At 72.6% G+C, this 15,360-nt stretch carries 16 protein-coding genes; 10 read left to right on the top strand and 6 right to left on the bottom strand.

Going from position 1 to position 15,360, the window contains the following annotated elements:
- Nucleotides 1-101: 101 nt before the first annotated feature.
- From MB828_RS04430 to MB828_RS04410, 5 genes are all read right to left on the bottom strand, one after another.
- On the bottom strand, nt 102-1,706 hold the full coding sequence (locus MB828_RS04430) for an MFS transporter (protein ID WP_301647005.1): 1,605 nt from the start codon (nt 1,704-1,706) through the stop codon (nt 102-104).
- 211 nt (nt 1,707-1,917) lie between these two features.
- Nucleotides 1,918-2,325, bottom strand: a complete 408-nt coding sequence (msrB, locus tag MB828_RS04425) for a peptide-methionine (R)-S-oxide reductase MsrB (RefSeq protein ID WP_046734192.1) — start codon at nt 2,323-2,325, stop codon at nt 1,918-1,920.
- Between the two features lie 13 nt (nt 2,326-2,338).
- Complete coding sequence (gene murC / locus MB828_RS04420; RefSeq protein ID WP_301647004.1) at nt 2,339-3,727, bottom strand: UDP-N-acetylmuramate--L-alanine ligase; 1,389 nt, start codon at nt 3,725-3,727, stop codon at nt 2,339-2,341.
- 262 nt (nt 3,728-3,989) lie between these two features.
- The gene (locus MB828_RS04415) at nt 3,990-4,463 is read right to left on the bottom strand and encodes an indole-3-glycerol phosphate synthase (protein ID WP_301647003.1); all 474 of its coding nucleotides are present in this window, start codon (nt 4,461-4,463) and stop codon (nt 3,990-3,992) included.
- 153 nt (nt 4,464-4,616) lie between these two features.
- Nucleotides 4,617-5,414, bottom strand: coding sequence for a pyrimidine reductase family protein (locus tag MB828_RS04410; RefSeq protein WP_301647002.1), 798 nt, complete (start codon nt 5,412-5,414; stop codon nt 4,617-4,619).
- Between the two features lie 37 nt (nt 5,415-5,451).
- Here MB828_RS04410 and zapE point away from each other — a divergent pair, with 37 nt between their 5' ends.
- From zapE to MB828_RS04370, 8 genes are all read left to right on the top strand, one after another.
- Nucleotides 5,452-6,558: a cell division protein ZapE gene (gene zapE / locus MB828_RS04405; RefSeq protein ID WP_301647001.1), complete on the top strand. Its 1,107-nt coding sequence runs from the start codon at nt 5,452-5,454 to the stop codon at nt 6,556-6,558.
- Between the two features lie 153 nt (nt 6,559-6,711).
- A complete protein-coding gene (locus MB828_RS04400; RefSeq protein ID WP_301647000.1) occupies nt 6,712-7,107 on the top strand; it encodes a hypothetical protein in 396 nt (131 codons plus the stop codon).
- An 88-nt stretch (nt 7,108-7,195) separates the two neighbouring features.
- Complete coding sequence (locus tag MB828_RS04395; protein ID WP_133027688.1) at nt 7,196-7,774, top strand: carbonic anhydrase; 579 nt, start codon at nt 7,196-7,198, stop codon at nt 7,772-7,774.
- Between the two features lie 8 nt (nt 7,775-7,782).
- The gene (locus MB828_RS04390) at nt 7,783-9,279 is read left to right on the top strand and encodes a SulP family inorganic anion transporter (RefSeq protein ID WP_301646999.1); all 1,497 of its coding nucleotides are present in this window, start codon (nt 7,783-7,785) and stop codon (nt 9,277-9,279) included.
- A gap of 183 nt (nt 9,280-9,462) precedes the next feature.
- On the top strand, nt 9,463-10,293 hold the full coding sequence (locus MB828_RS04385) for a slipin family protein (RefSeq protein WP_301646998.1): 831 nt from the start codon (nt 9,463-9,465) through the stop codon (nt 10,291-10,293).
- Nucleotides 10,294-10,345: 52 nt separating this feature from the next.
- Nucleotides 10,346-11,203, top strand: a complete 858-nt coding sequence (locus tag MB828_RS04380; protein WP_301646997.1) for a polysaccharide deacetylase family protein — start codon at nt 10,346-10,348, stop codon at nt 11,201-11,203.
- 18 nt (nt 11,204-11,221) lie between these two features.
- A complete protein-coding gene (locus tag MB828_RS04375) occupies nt 11,222-11,407 on the top strand; it encodes a hypothetical protein (protein WP_133027691.1) in 186 nt (61 codons plus the stop codon).
- A 107-nt stretch (nt 11,408-11,514) separates the two neighbouring features.
- Nucleotides 11,515-12,258, top strand: coding sequence for a peptidyl-tRNA hydrolase (locus MB828_RS04370; protein WP_301646996.1), 744 nt, complete (start codon nt 11,515-11,517; stop codon nt 12,256-12,258).
- A 28-nt stretch (nt 12,259-12,286) separates the two neighbouring features.
- Here MB828_RS04370 and MB828_RS04365 read toward each other — a convergent pair whose 3' ends face one another.
- On the bottom strand, nt 12,287-12,916 hold the full coding sequence (locus MB828_RS04365; RefSeq protein ID WP_301646995.1) for a nucleotidyltransferase family protein: 630 nt from the start codon (nt 12,914-12,916) through the stop codon (nt 12,287-12,289).
- A gap of 157 nt (nt 12,917-13,073) precedes the next feature.
- Here MB828_RS04365 and MB828_RS04360 point away from each other — a divergent pair, with 157 nt between their 5' ends.
- Both MB828_RS04360 and MB828_RS04355 read left to right on the top strand, forming a co-directional pair.
- Nucleotides 13,074-13,865 (top strand): DUF4142 domain-containing protein, encoded by a 792-nt coding sequence (locus tag MB828_RS04360; protein WP_301646994.1) that lies wholly within the window; start codon nt 13,074-13,076, stop codon nt 13,863-13,865.
- A gap of 163 nt (nt 13,866-14,028) precedes the next feature.
- Nucleotides 14,029-15,297: a DUF692 domain-containing protein gene (locus MB828_RS04355; RefSeq protein WP_301647047.1), complete on the top strand. Its 1,269-nt coding sequence runs from the start codon at nt 14,029-14,031 to the stop codon at nt 15,295-15,297.
- The last annotated feature ends 63 nt before the right edge of the window (nt 15,298-15,360 follow it).

Genomic DNA, 15,360 nt, shown 5'->3' with positions numbered 1-15,360 from the left:
GCTCGGTGGCCCGTCCACCCTAGTCCCGGCCCCCGAGGCGGGCCACTTGCGCTCCGGACCCGCTCGGGCCACTTGCGCTCCGGACCCGCCCAAGGCCGGCCTCAGATGCCCGCGGTCTCCTCCTCTGCCGCGATTCCCTCCAGGGCCGTCTCCTCGGCCTTGCCCCGCAGGGCGACCACGCTGAGGAGGGAGCAGACCAGGGCCGCGATGCCGCAGACCACGTAGCCGACGGCGTAGCCGTTGCCGAGGGCCTCCAGGGCGATGGGGGCCGCCCCGCCGGGCGGGGAGGACGCGGGCACGGAGTTGACGGCGAGCGGTCCGCCCTCGGCCGCCACCTGCCCGGCCGCGGCCTTGACCTGGTCGCCGAGGCCGGATCCGGCGAGCTTGCGGGTGAACTCGTCGGCGGCCCGGCTGAGGGCGACCGCCCCGATGACGGCCGGGCCGAGCGTGAAGCCGAAGTCCCGCAGCAGGCTGGTCGAGGCGCTGGCCATGCCCGCGTAGTGGACCTCGACCGTGTTGACGGCGGTGGCGGTGATGGAGGAGACCGTGAGGGCGAATCCGATGCCGACCAGGCCGATGGGCAGGATCAGCGAGGTCAGGGCGCGGTCGTGGACCGAGAGCGTGGCGGCGGTGAAGTCGCCCGCCGCCATCAGGGCGAGGCCCACGCCCAGCACCCAGCGCGCGCTCACCTTCTCCAGGAGCCGCGAGATCAACGGCAGCAGCACCAGCGTCCAGGCGTTGAGCAGGATGAACGCGAACGACCCGCGCAGCGGGCTCTGGTGCTGGATCGGGCCGAGCCGGATGCTGGTCGCGTACGCCGTCCCGAGGTAGCTGAACATGCCGACGACGGCGACGAACGAGGCGACCGCGAAGGCCCGGTTCCTGAAGAGGTCCAGGCGCAGCAGGGGGGCGGCCGCCCGGCTCTCGGCGGCGAGGAAGAGCCCGATGAAGACCGCCGCGACCACGTAGGCGATCACCACCGGCGTCGCGGTCCAGCCGTCCGAGGGGCCCTGGATCACCGCGTACAGCAGGGCGAACATGCCGATGCCGATGGTGATCTGCCCGGCGAGGTCGAGGGAGCGGCCCTCGGGCGCGCTGGAGTTCTGCGCCAGCAGCCGGCTGAGCACCGTGCTGACCAGGGCCAGCCCCGTGACCACGACGAAGGCCCAGCGCCAGGAGCCGTAGTTGCCGGTGATGCCGCCGAGGACGGGCGCGACGAATCCGCCGCTGGAGAGGGCGGCGGCCCAGATCGTGATGGTGCGGGCGCGGTCCCGGGCGGTGTGGGTGCCGGCGGCGATCACGGCGAGCGAGGTCGGGAACAGCGCCGCCGCGCCGAGTCCGGCGATGGCCTGGCCCACCCAGAGCATGTGGATGCCGGTGCTGGCCGCGGCCAGCGCCTCGCCGACGACCAGCAGCGCCCCGCCGCCGACCAGCAGCCGCTTGCGTCCGAAGAGGTCGCCGAGGACGCCGAAGGTCAGCTCCAGCACGGTGACGGGCAGCAGGAACGCGTCCGAGATCCAGGTCAGCTGCGAGCCGACGGGGTGCAGGTCCTCCTGGAACAGTCCGTTCAGGGTGGCGGGCATGGCGAGCGCGATCTGCGCCAGGCAGACCGCGAAGCAGCCGGCGACGAGGGTGCCGACGGGCAGCGGCCCGGACGGTTCCCGAAGGGTCGGGGGGTCGGACGGCGAACGCGTTTCAGTGGACACGGGTGCTCCCCTTCGAACGGTGCGGGAGATGCGGCGGTCGCGGCGCGGGGACGACACCGCCTGGAACGCGTCGAATGTAGGGCAGATTTTTCACGTCGGTCAATAGACTGCACAATGTCGATCGACGGCGCTTCCGTGTCCGGCGGGCACACGAGAACACCCCGCCGCCCGGAAGGGCGGCGGGGTGCGGGGAGGTCGGCGGTGCGGCGCGTCAGCTCTCGTCGGCCGTCAGCCGCAGCGAGATCGAGTTGATGCAGTACCGCTGGTCGGTCGGGGTGGCATAGCCCTCCCCCTCGAAGACGTGGCCGAGGTGGGAGCCGCAGCGGGCGCAGCGCACCTCGGTGCGGACCATCCCGTGCGAGCGGTCCTCGATCAGCTCCACGGCGTCGGTGTCCTTCGGGTCGAAGAAGGACGGCCAGCCGCAGTGGGACTCGAACTTCGTGTCGGAGGTGAAGAGTTCGGCACCGCAGGCGCGACAGGAGTACACGCCCTTGGTCTTGGTGTCGGTGTACTCACCGGTGAAGGCCGGCTCGGTCGCGGCCTGGCGCAGCACGGCGTACTCGGCCGGCCCCAGCTCCGCGCGCCACTGCTCGTCCGGCTTCTCGACGTCGTACGACATGAGTCTCAGCCCCTTACTTCGCCAGGCGTTCCAGGATCCTCGGGCCCAGGTCGGTCACATCGCCCGCGCCCATGGTGAGAACCAGATCACCGGGCTCGGTCATTCCCGCGACCACGGCGGGGACCTCGTCCTTGTCGTGCACGGCGGTGACGTCGGCGCCCGCCGCCCGCGCCGCCTCGATGATCAGCTCGCTGGTGACCCCGGGGATCGGGTCCTCGCGGGCCGGATAGATGTCCAGGACCACCGACGCGTCCGCGAGGGCCAGCGCCTCACCCATCTCCTTGCCCAGTTCCTGGGTACGGGAGAACAGGTGCGGCTGGAAGACGACCAGGATCCGGGCGTCCCCGGCGGCGCCGCGCATCGCCTCCAGGTCGGCGGTCATCTCGGTCGGGTGGTGCGCGTAGGAGTCGATCACCTGGACCCCGGCCGCCTCGCCCTTGAGCTGGAGACGCCGCTTGACCCCGGTGTACGCGGCCAGGGCGGGAGCGAGTTCGGCGGCCGGGACGCCCAGGGCCACGCCCGCGGCGAGCGCGGCGACCGCGTTGTGCGCGTAGTGCCGGCCGGGGACGGAGACCGCGAAGGTCAGCTCGGCGCCGTCCAGCAGGACCGTCACCTCGCTCTTCAGGCCCTGCGGTACGACGGAGAGCACCCGCACGTCGGCGTCCGCGGCCTCGCCGTAGGTCACCGTGCGCACGGTGCCGGCGATCCGCCGGGTCAGCTCCCTGGCGCCCTCGTGGTCGGCGTTGACCACCAGTGTGCCGCCGGGCACGATCCGGCCGGCGAAGGTCTCGAAGGACTCGTAGATCTCGTCCATCGAGGCGTAGTTGGCGTGGTGGTCCAGCTCCACGTTGAGGACGATGGCGACCTCGGGCGCGTACTTGTGGAAGCTGCGGTCCGACTCGTCCGCCTCGGCGACGAAGATCTCGCCCGCGCCGTGCAGGGCGTTGGAGCCGGGGGCGTCCAGGTCGCCGCCGATGGCGTACGACGGGCTCCGCCCCAGCTCGCTCAGCGACACCGCCAGCATGGACGTGGTCGTGGTCTTGCCGTGGGTGCCCGCGACCGCGATCGGGCGCAGCCCGTCCATCAGGGCGGCCAGCGCGTCCGACCGGTGCACGACCGGGATGCCCAGCTCGGCCGCGCGGGCCAGCTCCGGGTTGTCCTCGCGGATCGCCGACGACACGACGACGCAGCTGGCGTCGTCGGCGAGGTGCCCGGCCGCGTGCCCGATGTGCACGGTGACGCCGAGCGCCCGCAGCGCCTCGGCGGTGGCCGACTCCTTGGCATCGCTGCCGGCCACCGCGGCCCCGCGCTGGGCGAGGATCTTGGCGATCCCCGACATCCCGGCGCCGCCGATGCCGATGAAGTGCGGTCGGTCCATGGCGGCAGGAAGGCCGGGTGCCATGTGGTTCTCCCCAGAGACGATGACGTGCGAAAGCGCCCCTAGCCTATGCGCTGGGGCACCGGGCCCCCCGCAAGGGGCGCGGGCATCAGCACCCCGAAAGGGAGGCGGACATCAGCACCCCGAAACAGACGCAGGCATCAGCGCCCCGAAAGGGGCGCTGGGGGTACCCCCGGCCGAAGGCTGGGGGAGGAACTGCGCGATCAGCCACGGAGCACCCGCACCCGCCGACGCACCGCACCCCCCACGGCGCCCCGGCGAACCCCTACGCCTTGCTGTGGGAGAACAGCTTCAGCACCGGCACCCCCACCTTGTGCCGCGCCCGCGACGCCCAGTCTCTGTGGAAGAACTCCTCCACGTAGTGCGGATCGGTCAGCACGATCACCTCGTCCGCCCTCACCTCTTCCACCAGCTTCCGCAGCGCGTCCAGCGGATGGTCCTCGACCATCCGCCCCTCCGCCGCGCTCCCGGTCGCCCGCAGAGCCGTCAGCGACACGTCCAGCGCCTGCTCGGCCGGCCCCTTCGCCGCATCCCCCTCCGGCGTGTCCCGCTCGCGAGCGGCCTCGTCGAGTTCGCCGAGTGCGATGTCGTCGATGGCCCGCAGCAGGCGGTCCGCCTGGTCGCCGCGCGGCTGGAGCAGCACGTGGAAGGCGACCTGCTCGTCCCCGTGCAAGGTGGTGACGAACTCCACGTCGGCGGACGTCAGGGCCTTCTCGATCATCAGAACGCTTGTGAACACCAGGCGCCTCTTCTCCTTAGAGGGCCGCTTCGGCCCTCTGTTCTCCGCGGGGCCGAGCACCCTGCGGAAACCATCCTGCCCCGTGATCGCACGGGTACTGCCGGATTCAGTGTGCCCGCCGAAAGCTAAGCGGAACGGTAGATTCCGCTGATGTCAGGACCGGCGGTAGCGACCGAACAGGAATCCGGCCTCTTCCAGGAGGGACACTAGTTCGAGGCGGTGCGGCACGGTGACACCGGGTCCACCCGAGATCCGCTGCGCGGCCCCGGCGGTGAGCATCGGGGAGAGAGTCAGGCACAGCTCGTCGAGGACCCCGGCGGCGATGAACTGGCCGAGCAGCCGCGGGCCGCCCTCGGTGAGCAGCCGGGTGTGGCCCAGGTCGGCGAGGGCGCGTACCGCGCGGGCCGGGTCGACGCCCATGCCGTCCCCGGCGATCACCACCCGGGCACCGGCCTTCTCCGCGGCGGCGACCCGGTCGGGCGCGGCCGCCGCGCCGGTCAGGATCAGCGTCGGCGCGAGGGGCGAGGTGAACAGCGGGAGCGAGAAGTCGAGATCCAGGCTCGCGGTGACCACGGCGACCGCGGCGGCCTCCGTCTGCCCCGCCGCGGCGCGGGCCCCCGCGAACTCCGCACGCGCGCGTACCGGCCGGTACTCCTCCTGCCGTACCGTTTCCGCACCCACGACCACCACGTCCGCGAGCCCCCGCAGGGTGCCGAAGATCCGCATGTCGGCCGCGCCGGAGATGGGCTGCGAGCGCCCGTCGTGCTGGCCCGCCCCGTCCAGGGTGGAGACCATGTTGGCCCGCAGCCACGCCTGGCGCCCCGCGGACTCGGGATAGGCGTAGGCGAGGGCCAGCTCGGCGAGGCTCCACTCCCCCTCGTGTTCCCCTCCGGCCGCACCGCCGGAGGCCTGGGCTGCTGTTTCTTCGGTCACAGGGAACAGGCGTCGCATGCCGTGCAGTGTGGCACGGCAACTAGCATGGGTGACCGTGTCCTCTTCTCCCGCCGCTTCCGAGGTCAGCCCCATAGCCGACGCGGCCCCGCTGTCCCTGTGCGCCCGCGCGCCGCACGTCCCCGCGGACCGGCTGGTCGCCGAGATGGTGCCGCCGCCGCGCTTCGACTCGGTCCGCTTCGCCACGTACCTCCCGGACCCGAACCAGCCGAGCCAGACCGAGGCCGTACGGGTCCTCGAGGGCTTCGCGGCCGGTCTCGGCGGGGCGCACGCGGCCGGCGGCGGGAAGCGCGGCTTCCTCGGCTTCGGGAAGGCCAGGGCGCCGAAGGTGCCCGCGGGGCCCCGGGGGGTCTATCTCGACGGCGGTTACGGCGTCGGCAAGACCCATCTGCTCGCCTCCCTCTGGCACGCGACCCCCGCGGAGCCCGCGCTGAAGGCGTTCGGCACCTTCGTGGAGCTGACCAACCTGGTCGGCGCCCTCGGCTTCCAGGAGACCGTGCGGACCCTGTCCGGCCACCGTCTGCTCTGCATCGACGAGTTCGAGCTGGACGACCCCGGCGACACGGTCCTGGTGTCGAGCCTGCTCGCGCGGCTGGTCGAGGCCGGGGTGGCGCTCGCGGCCACCTCCAACACGCTGCCGGGCAAGCTCGGCGAGGGCCGGTTCGCGGCCGTCGACTTCCTGCGCGAGATCCAGGGTTTGTCGGCCCACTTCCGGACGCTGCGCATCGACGGCGAGGACTACCGCCACCGCGGCCTGCCCGAGGCGCCCGCGCCGTACTCCGACGAGCAGGTGACCAAGGCGGCGTACGCCACGCCGGGCGCGTCGCTCGACGACTTCCCGCACCTCCTCGACCACCTGGCCAAGGTGCACCCCAGCAGGTACGGCGCGCTGACCGACGGCCTCGCGGCGGTCTGCCTGACGGACGTGCGTCCGGTGCCGGACCAGTCGACCGCGCTGCGGCTGGTGGTCCTCGCGGACCGGCTCTACGACCGCGAGGTCCCGGTGCTGGCCTCCGGGCTGCCCTTCGACAGGCTGTTCAGCGAGGAGATGCTGAACGGCGGCTACCGCAAGAAGTACTTCCGTGCGATATCCCGGCTCACCGCGCTCGCCCGGGACGGCAAGGGCCTGGTGTCAAGAGCCTGATCAGGCCACGCCACCGGCATTTTTCACGCTCTCTTCGGTTCGCAACACGGAGTTAACCCTGCAAACGACTTTGCGGGGTTAACGTGTTTCTTGACCAACCATTGACCTGTGCTTGGTGCACACGAGAGGCGTGAACTGTCGCGAGGGGGGCTCATGTTCCGAGGTACGACGGCCCGGACCGTGATCTCGCTCCTGGCCGCCGCCCTGCTCGCCGTACAGTTCTTCGCTCCCGCGGCAACCTTCGCAGCCGCGCACACTCTCAGTCATACCGAGGCCAAGGCCCAGCCCGGATCCAAGCCCCCGGCGAACGCCGTACGCGACGGCTCGCACACCCTTCGCTACCACGGACTGTGCGGCGAGCCGCCCGGTCCGCCGCAGAGCGCGGACCGCCACCGCACCGCGACCGCCGGCTGCGCCGACGAGCGTCCGGCCACCGCCCGGCACACCGAGGCCATACACGCCTCGACGACCCCCTCGGCCAAGCACCGACGCGCCTTCAGAGCATCCAGAGCCCACTCGGCGGCCGCACTCCAGGTCTTCCGCTGCTGAGGGACCGGTCCGGTCCCGGCTCACCCCCCCACAACCGTCGTGCAAGCCCGACGCGCCGTTCCGGCGCGCCAGGAGGAGTCCACACACCATGCAGCCCCTCATCGACAACGCCCGTACGTTCGGACAGCGCCCTGAGGAGTTCGCCCAGCTCGCGGCAGGCCAGTCCCCACAGGTGCTCTTCATCACCTGCTCCGACTCCCGGGTCGTCCCGGCCCTGATCACCGGCGCCCGCCCGGGCGAGCTCTTCGAGCTGCGCACCGCGGGCAACATCGTCCCGCCGTACGCCTCGGTCCACCCCACCAGCGAGGCGGCCACCATCGAGTACGCCGTGGAGGTGCTCGGCGTCCGCGACGTCGTCGTCTGCGGTCACTCGCACTGCGGGGCCGTCGGCGCGCTGGTGCGCGGCGACGACCTGACCGCCGTACCCGCCGTGCGGGACTGGCTGGCCAGCGCCGAGCCGCGCCCGAGCGGGGCGGCGGAGGACCCGGCCGTGGCCGACGGCGTGCAGAGCCATGTGCTCGCCCAGCTGCTGCGGCTGCGCTCCTACCCGTTCATCGACAGGAAGCTGGCACAGGGCGAACTGACCCTGCGCGGCTGGTACTACGAGGTCCACACCGGCGCCGTGCGCGAACACCGCGCCGACACCGACACCTTCGAGGCCCTGTGAGCGCCACGATGACCAAGTTCCCATACATACGTCAGGACTTCGCCGCCTCTCTCGTCGTCTTCCTGGTCGCGCTCCCGCTGTGCGTGGGCGTGGCCGTCGCCTCCGGTGTCCCGGCCGAACTCGGCCTGGTCACCGGCATCGTGGGCGGTCTCGTCACCGGGACGCTGCGGGGCAGCAGCCTTCAGGTGTCGGGGCCGGCCGCCGGTCTGACCGTGCTCGTCTACGAGGCGGTGCACGAGTTCGGGCTGCCGGTGCTCGGCGTGATCGTGCTGGCCACCGGCCTCCTCCAGATCACCATGGGCGTCCTGAAGCTGGGGCGCTACTTCCGGGCCATCTCGGTCTCGGTGGTCGAGGGCATGCTGGCCGGAATCGGTCTGGTACTGATCGCCGGGCAGCTGTACCCGGCGCTCGCCGCCCAGGCGCCCGAATCGGGGCCGGGCAAGATAGCCGGGCTGCCCGGGGCGTTCCTGGACGCCCTCGGGGACGGCGGGGCGCTGGCCTCACTCGCCCTCGGCGCGGGCACCGTGGCGGTCCTCGTACTGTGGAAGTACGCCCCGGCGAAGGTGCGTACGGTCCCCGGTCCGCTGGCCGCCGTCGGTCTCGCCACCCTGGCCGCGCTCCTCCTGAGCCTGCCGGTCGCCACCGTCGAGGTGCGGGGGCTGCTGGATTCCGTGCAGCCCCCGCCGCTCAGCGCCTTCGGCGAACTGGCGGGCCTCGGGGTGATCGGCACGATCGTCGCGTTCACGCTGATCGCGTCCGCCGAGTCGCTGTTCAGCGCGGCGGCCGTCGACCGGCTGCACCACGGCCCGCGCACCCAGTACAACAGGGAACTGGTCGCCCAGGGCGCGGGCAACGCGCTCTGCGGGGTGCTCGGCGCGCTGCCGATGACCGCGGTGATCGTGCGCAGCGCGGCCAACGTCCAGGCGGGCGCCCGGACCAAGGCGTCCCGGGTCATGCACGGCCTCTGGCTGCTGCTGTTCGCGGCGCTGCTGCCCGGTGCCCTGGGCTACATCCCGATCCCGGCGCTGGCCGGGATCCTGGTCTACTCGGGCGCCAAGCTGATCCCCGTCCGGGCACTGGCCGCCCTCTGGCGCGAGCACCGGGGCGAGGCGCTGATCCTGGTGGTCACGGCGGTGTCCATCGTCGCGGTCAGCATGTTCGAAGGAGTGCTCATCGGTCTGGCGCTGTCGATCGTGAAGACCGCCTGGGAGGCCTCGCACCTCAAGCTGGAGGTCGTCGACAAGGGCGCCGGCCCCATCGACGCCCACCTGTCGGGCAACGCGACCTTCCTGCGGCTGCCGAAGATCCTCGACAGTCTGGAGTCGCTGCCGCAGGACCGCCCCATCCGGGTGGACCTGTCGGGGCTGCACCATCTCGACCACGCCTGCCGGACCGCGCTGGAGAGCTGGGCCGAGCGGCACAGCGACGCCGGTACCGAACCGGTGCGGGTCAGCGCGGAACCGGTGCCGTCCGGCGCCGAACCGGCGAAGCTCCCGGCCCCCTGAGCCGCGGCCCGCACACGGGCCCGGGACCCGGCCGCCGCGACCGGCGGCCGCTCCCGGGCCGGGGTGCCGACGCCCCTCGGCACCCCGGCCCGGACCTCGTCCCCGGCGACCGTGGCCCCGCCCTCCCGCCGGGCATATCGTTGCAGCATCAGACAAATCGGTCCTCTTTTTCCGGGGGTCGTGATGATTCAGGAGCTGCTGGCCGCGGTGGTGGCCGCCCTCTGTTTCGGCGTGCTGTACCTGGCCGCCGGCGCACGGGTCGTCAAGCAGTACGAACAGGGTGTGCTGTTCCGGCTCGGCCGCGTCTCCGGTGAGGTACGGGAGCCCGGCCTCAACCTGGTGATCCCGGTCGTGGACCGGCTGCACAAGGTCAACATGCAGATCGTGACCCTGCCGGTGCCGGCCCAGGAGGGCATCACCCGCGACAACGTCACGGTACGGGTGGACGCGGTGGTCTACTTCCGGGTGATCGACGCGGTCAGCGCGCTCGTCAAGGTCGAGGACTACAAGTTCGCCGTCTCCCAGATGGCCCAGACCTCACTCCGGTCCATCATCGGCAAGAGCGACCTGGACGACCTGCTCTCCAACCGCGAGAAGCTCAACCAGGGCCTGGAGCTGATGATCGACAGCCCGGCCGTGGGCTGGGGCGTGCAGGTGGACCGGGTCGAGATCAAGGACGTGTCGCTGCCGGACACCATGAAGCGCTCGATGGCCCGGCAGGCCGAGGCCGACCGGGAGCGCCGGGCCCGGATCATCAACGCCGACGCCGAACTCCAGGCCTCGAAGAAGCTGGCCGAGGCCGCCGAGCAGATGGCCGGCACCCCCTCCGCCCTGCAACTGCGGCTGCTCCAGACGATCGTGGCGGTGGCGGCCGAGAAGAACTCCACCCTGGTGCTGCCCTTCCCGGTGGAACTGCTGCGGTTCCTGGAGAGGGCCCAGCACCCCCTGCCGGGCGGCGGATCCGCGCCCGGTCCGGGCGGTCCGGGCGGTCCGGCCCAGCCGCCGCCCGGGTGACCCGGCGCCGCGCCGACCGGAAAAACCCGATATTCCACCTTACGTTCGTACGGTGATCAGACTAGTACGCCGTATTGCCGGTACGACCGCCGTCTGCGCCCTGGGCGCCGCGCTCGCCGCCTGTGGCTCCGCCCAGGCGCCCAAGCCCGGAAGCCCGGCCCCCGCGAGGCCCGCCCCCACGACCAAGCCGGCGAAGCCGCCCACCCTCCCCGCGGGCCCGGGCGGCGCGGCCGCCGTCTTCATGAACGGCCCCCGCACCCTGGGCAGGACCGTCGCCCTCACCTTCGACGCCGACATGACCGCCGACCAGGGGCCGCGCGCCGCGGCCGGCGAGCACTTCGACAACCCGGCACTGATCGCGACCCTGCGCCGGCTGAAGGTGCCGGCCACCGTCTTCATGACCGGCCGCTGGGCCGACCAGTACCCGGACCAGGCCCGCTCCCTCGGCCGTGACCCGCAGTTCGAGGTCGCCAACCACTCCTACAGCCACTACGCCTTCACCGGCGACTGCTACGGCCTGCCGACCGTCTCCGCCGACCGGATGACGTCGGACGTGCAGCGCGCCTACACGGCACTGCTCCGGGCGGGGGTGCCGCACCCGATGCCGTACTTCCGCTTCCCCGGCGGCTGTTACGACCAGCAGGCGCTGCGCGCGGTCGGCCGGCTCGGGGTCACCGCGGTGCAGTGGGACGTGGTGAGCGGGGACGCGTTCGCGACCGACGCCGACGCGGTGACCAAACAGGTGCTGGACGGGGTGAAGCCGGGCTCGGTGGTCGTCATGCACTGCACGCGCAGCGCCGCCCCGACCACCGAGCAGGTGGTCCGCGACGTCGTACCGGAGCTCCGCAAGCGCGGCTTCCGCTTCGTGAAGGTGTCCCAGCTGATCGGGGAGACACCGGGCCACCGGTGACCGTCCTACGCTGGAGGGATGAGCGACGAGGGCGACTACTGCACGATCGCGGGGACCGCGCGGCCACCGAGGGCGGACGGGCCGCCGTACGCGGAGTGCGTGCTGTGCCGGGAGCCTACGGAGTACCCGGAGTCGTACAAGGGCATCACCCTGTGTCCCAGGTGCGAGTGGCAGGAGGCGCAGCGGAGCGCCTGCTCGGGATGAGCGGCGGCCGTCGAGGAAGCCGCGCCGGGGAGCCCGCGGCCACCGTCGCGAGCAGCACGGCCGGCGGCATCGCGGGCACCGCCTGGTCCGGCGCCCTTTAGGGTGATGTGGTGAGCGTTGATTCGAAGTCACCCGGCGACAGCCCCTTCCGGACCGAACCCACCGCACGCGACGAAGCGCCCCAGTTCGTGCTGCCCCTCGTCGTGCGGATCGAGAAGTCGGCGCCGCCTGCCCGGACCGACGCGCTGGAGACCGCCGCGCGGGCCGTGCTGACGATGCTCAGTGACGAGCGCGCCCTCGGTGACGGGGAGTGGGCACAGGCCGTCCGGGACTGGGAGGACGCCCGGATCCGCAAGGTCGTGCGGCGGGCCCGGGGCGCCGAGTGGCGGCGGGCCGGGGAGCTGCCCGGGATCACCCTGACGGGGAAGTCCGCGGAGGTACGGGTGTTTCCCCCGGTCCCCCTGGACGGGTGGCCCAGGGACCTGGCGAAGCTACAGGTGTCCGGGACCGAACTGGAGGACCCCGAGCCGCCCGTCGGCGCCGACCCGTCCGCGCCCGTGCTCTGGCTGAACCCCGGGGTGGAGATGTCGGCCGGGAAGACCATGGCGCAGGCCGGGCACGGGGCCCAACTGGCCTGGTGGGCCCTGTCGGAGGAGGAGCGGACGGCCTGGCGGGACGCCGGGTTCCCGCTCGCCGTACGGACCGCCGATCCGGCCGAGTGGCGTGAACTGGCCCGCAGCGAACTGCCGTTGGTGCGGGACGCCGGGTTCACCGAGATCGCTCCCGGCCTGACCGTCGCCGCGGAGGGTGGCGAACACTTCGCCCCCCTGGGCCGCCTGCGACGCCCCTGACGAGCCGCTCACGGCCGGGCCGGTTCCGTCAGTGCGGCGAAGCGGCCGCGCGGGCCGGCTCCGGGTCCGGCCAGGGCAGAACGGTGAGCTGCGGCCACTCACCCTTCCAGCGGGCCGCCTTGGCCTCGTAGACCTCTCGCGGGGCCAGAACCGGGTTGGGCCGTACGACCAGGTTGAACACGTCGGAGAGCCCGTGGGGCGCGTAGACGCGCCAGCGCCCGTCGGGTTCCAGCCGGACACCGAGGCAGCACGTCGTCGCGGCGAAGCGGTCGATCGCGGCCTCGGTGGACTCGTGCGGCGGACAGCGGACCCCGAACTTCCGCTCGTACCAGAGGTGCACGCGGGCCTCGTTGCGGATCTCGACCTCGGCCGGCAGCCCGGCGAACGCCTCCCGCCCGGCCCTGATCACCGCGTCCTCCGCCTCCCAGGAGAGGTCGCCGCCGTCGAAGTAGAAGACGTCGTAGTCCTTGATGCCGTCGGCCGGGTCGCGGCCGGTCACCACGTTCCACACCGTCTGGAACAGACAGCCCGCGGTCACGTACCAGCCCGGAAGCGCCAGCGCCGCCGTCCTGGCCAGCACGTCGGTCAGGACTTCGTTCTGGGTGAGGACGGAGCGCAGCGTGTCGAGCTGCTCGTCGAGGGGAAGCCGTCCGAACATCCGTCCTGGTTACCACGATCGGGCCCGAAGCGGGGCGCCCGCGCGTCGTTGAGCTGGGGATTTTTGAATTCCCTTGGAAACTTTGCCGATTGTTTGAACAGCGTCGCGGGTGCGGCCGTACGTCCTGGCACTGAACCAGCGACACGGGGAGGAATCCTTGCCGCGTTTGAACGGAACGGCCCTCGTCCTGACGGCACTCGCCGGGACCGTCGGCGCGCTCGTGTACCCCGTGTGGTCGTACGGCGACCGCGCCGGCACCGGGCAGGCGAACGTGGCGGCGGGGACCGTGAACACCGAGTGGGGGCCGCTCACGGCCGCCGACCGCGATCTGATCGTGCGGGTCCGGCTGGCCGGGCTGTGGGAGCTGCCGGCCGGACAGCAGGCCGTCCAGCGGGCGCCCAGCGCCGCGATCAAGGAGGCCGGTGACCATCTGATCGTCGGTCACACCGACCTGGACAGGCGGGTGCGGATCGTCGCCGCCAAACTCAACGTCGAGCTGCCCAACGTCCCCAACGAGCAGCAGCAGGGCTGGCTCCAGGAGATGTCGGCGGCGACCGGCGCGGAGTACGAGTACAAGTTCGTGAACCTGCTGCGCGCCGCGCACGGCAAGATCTTCCCGGCGGTCGGGACGGTACGGAACACCACCCGCAACAGCCTGGTACGGCAGCTCGCCTCCGACACCAACCAGACCGTGCTGGACCACATCACGGTCCTGGAGAAGACCGGCAAGGTCGACTTCGAGGCGATCGCCAACGAGATCGCCAACGCGACCACGGCCAGCCCGACCGGTCCCGCGGTACCGGCGCCCGGGCTGGTGGTGCCCTCCGCGCCGGCCGCGCAGGCCGGCGGCGACGTGCGGACGACGTCCAGTCCCTCGCCCGGTGCGCCGGGCACGGTGAACACCGGGCGCCCCGACCCGGAGGACTCCGTGGGCGGGGTCGGCCGGTAGCCCGTCGACTCCCCGGAGCGCGCCCCCGAACCTCAAATGTTGCTCTGAAGCGGCAGGCAGCACGGTTCGCGGGCGCGCTCCGGGGCCATACCCCCGTCACTCGCCGACGCGAAGACGAAGGCGTCGGCGGAGGAGGGTGAGGGGGAGGGGGAGGACCATGGTCCTGGAGCGGCTGGGAACGGGGATCGGCTGGCGGCCGGAGATCGCGGACGCCGTGGAGCGCATGCCGGGCGTCGACTGGGTGGAGGTCGTGGCCGAGAACACCTGCCCGGGTCACCTCCCCGAGTCGCTGCGGCGGCTCCGCGAGCGGGGCGTGACGGTCGTCCCGCACGGCGTCTCGCTGGGCCTCGGCGGCGCGGACCGCCCCGACGGAGAACAGCTGCGGGCGCTCGCCGAGCGGGCGGAGGCGCTGGCCGCTCCGCTGGTCACCGAGCACATCGCGTTCGTCCGCGCGGGCGGCCCGCGCACCGCGTCACCGCTCCTGGAGGCGGGCCATCTGCTGCCCGTCCCGCGCACCCGGGACGCCCTGGACGTGCTCTGCGAGAACGTCCGCATCGCGCAGGACGCGCTGCCCGTGCCGCTCGCCGTCGAGAACATCGCCGCGCTCATCGCGTGGCCCGGCGAGGAGATGACCGAGGGACAGTTCCTGTACGACCTCGCCGACCGCACCGGGGTACGGCTGCTGATCGACGTGGCCAACCTGCACACCAACCACGTCAACCGGGGCGAGGACCCGGCCAAGGCGCTCTCCGAACTCCCCGTCGAGGCGATCGCGTACGTCCATGTCGCGGGCGGCTTCGAGCGGGACGGCGTCTGGCACGACAGCCACGCCCACCCGGTGCCGCCGGCGGTCCTGGACATCCTGGGCGACCTCGCGTCCCGGGTCGCGCCGCCGGGGGTCCTGCTGGAGCGCGACGAGAACTTCCCGGAGCCGGCGGAACTGGAACGGGAGCTGACGGCCATCCGGGCGGCCGTGGTGGCGGGCGGGGCGACGGCCGCCGCCGCCGACAGCCGCCTGGGCGGGCCGGCGCCCGTGGCCGCCGTCCCCGAGGCCACCCGGCAGCGGGTCGGACTCGCCCAGGCCGCGGTGCTGTCGTCGCTGGTCGCGGGGACGCCGGTGCCGGAGGGGTTCGACCGGGTACGGATCGGGGTGCAGGCGCGGGCGCTGGCCGGGAAGCGGGCGGACGTGGTGGCGAAGGTGGCGCCGGAGCTGCCGGAGATCCTGGGCGAGACGTACCGTCCGACGTTCCTGGCGTACGCGCAGGAACGGCCGATGACCGGGGGGTACCGGCGGGACGCGCTGGACTTCGCGGGCCAGCTGCTGCGGGAGGGCCGGCCGGCGAACAGGGCCTCCCGGCGCCGCTTGCGCGCATGGTGGCAACACCGCACCGGCCCGACACCACCCCGGAGGGCGCTCCTACGGAGGGCGTGACCGGTGCGGGGGGCTAGGGGCCGGGGTTTCACTTACCTGCGCTCGCAGGGTGCCGTTCGCGCC

It is taken from the genome of Streptomyces arenae (genome assembly GCF_022343545.1).
Lineage (GTDB): Bacteria > Actinomycetota > Actinomycetes > Streptomycetales > Streptomycetaceae > Streptomyces > Streptomyces humi.
Note: the sequence above shows the minus strand (reverse complement) of the source record. Positions and strands in the feature narration are given on the sequence as shown.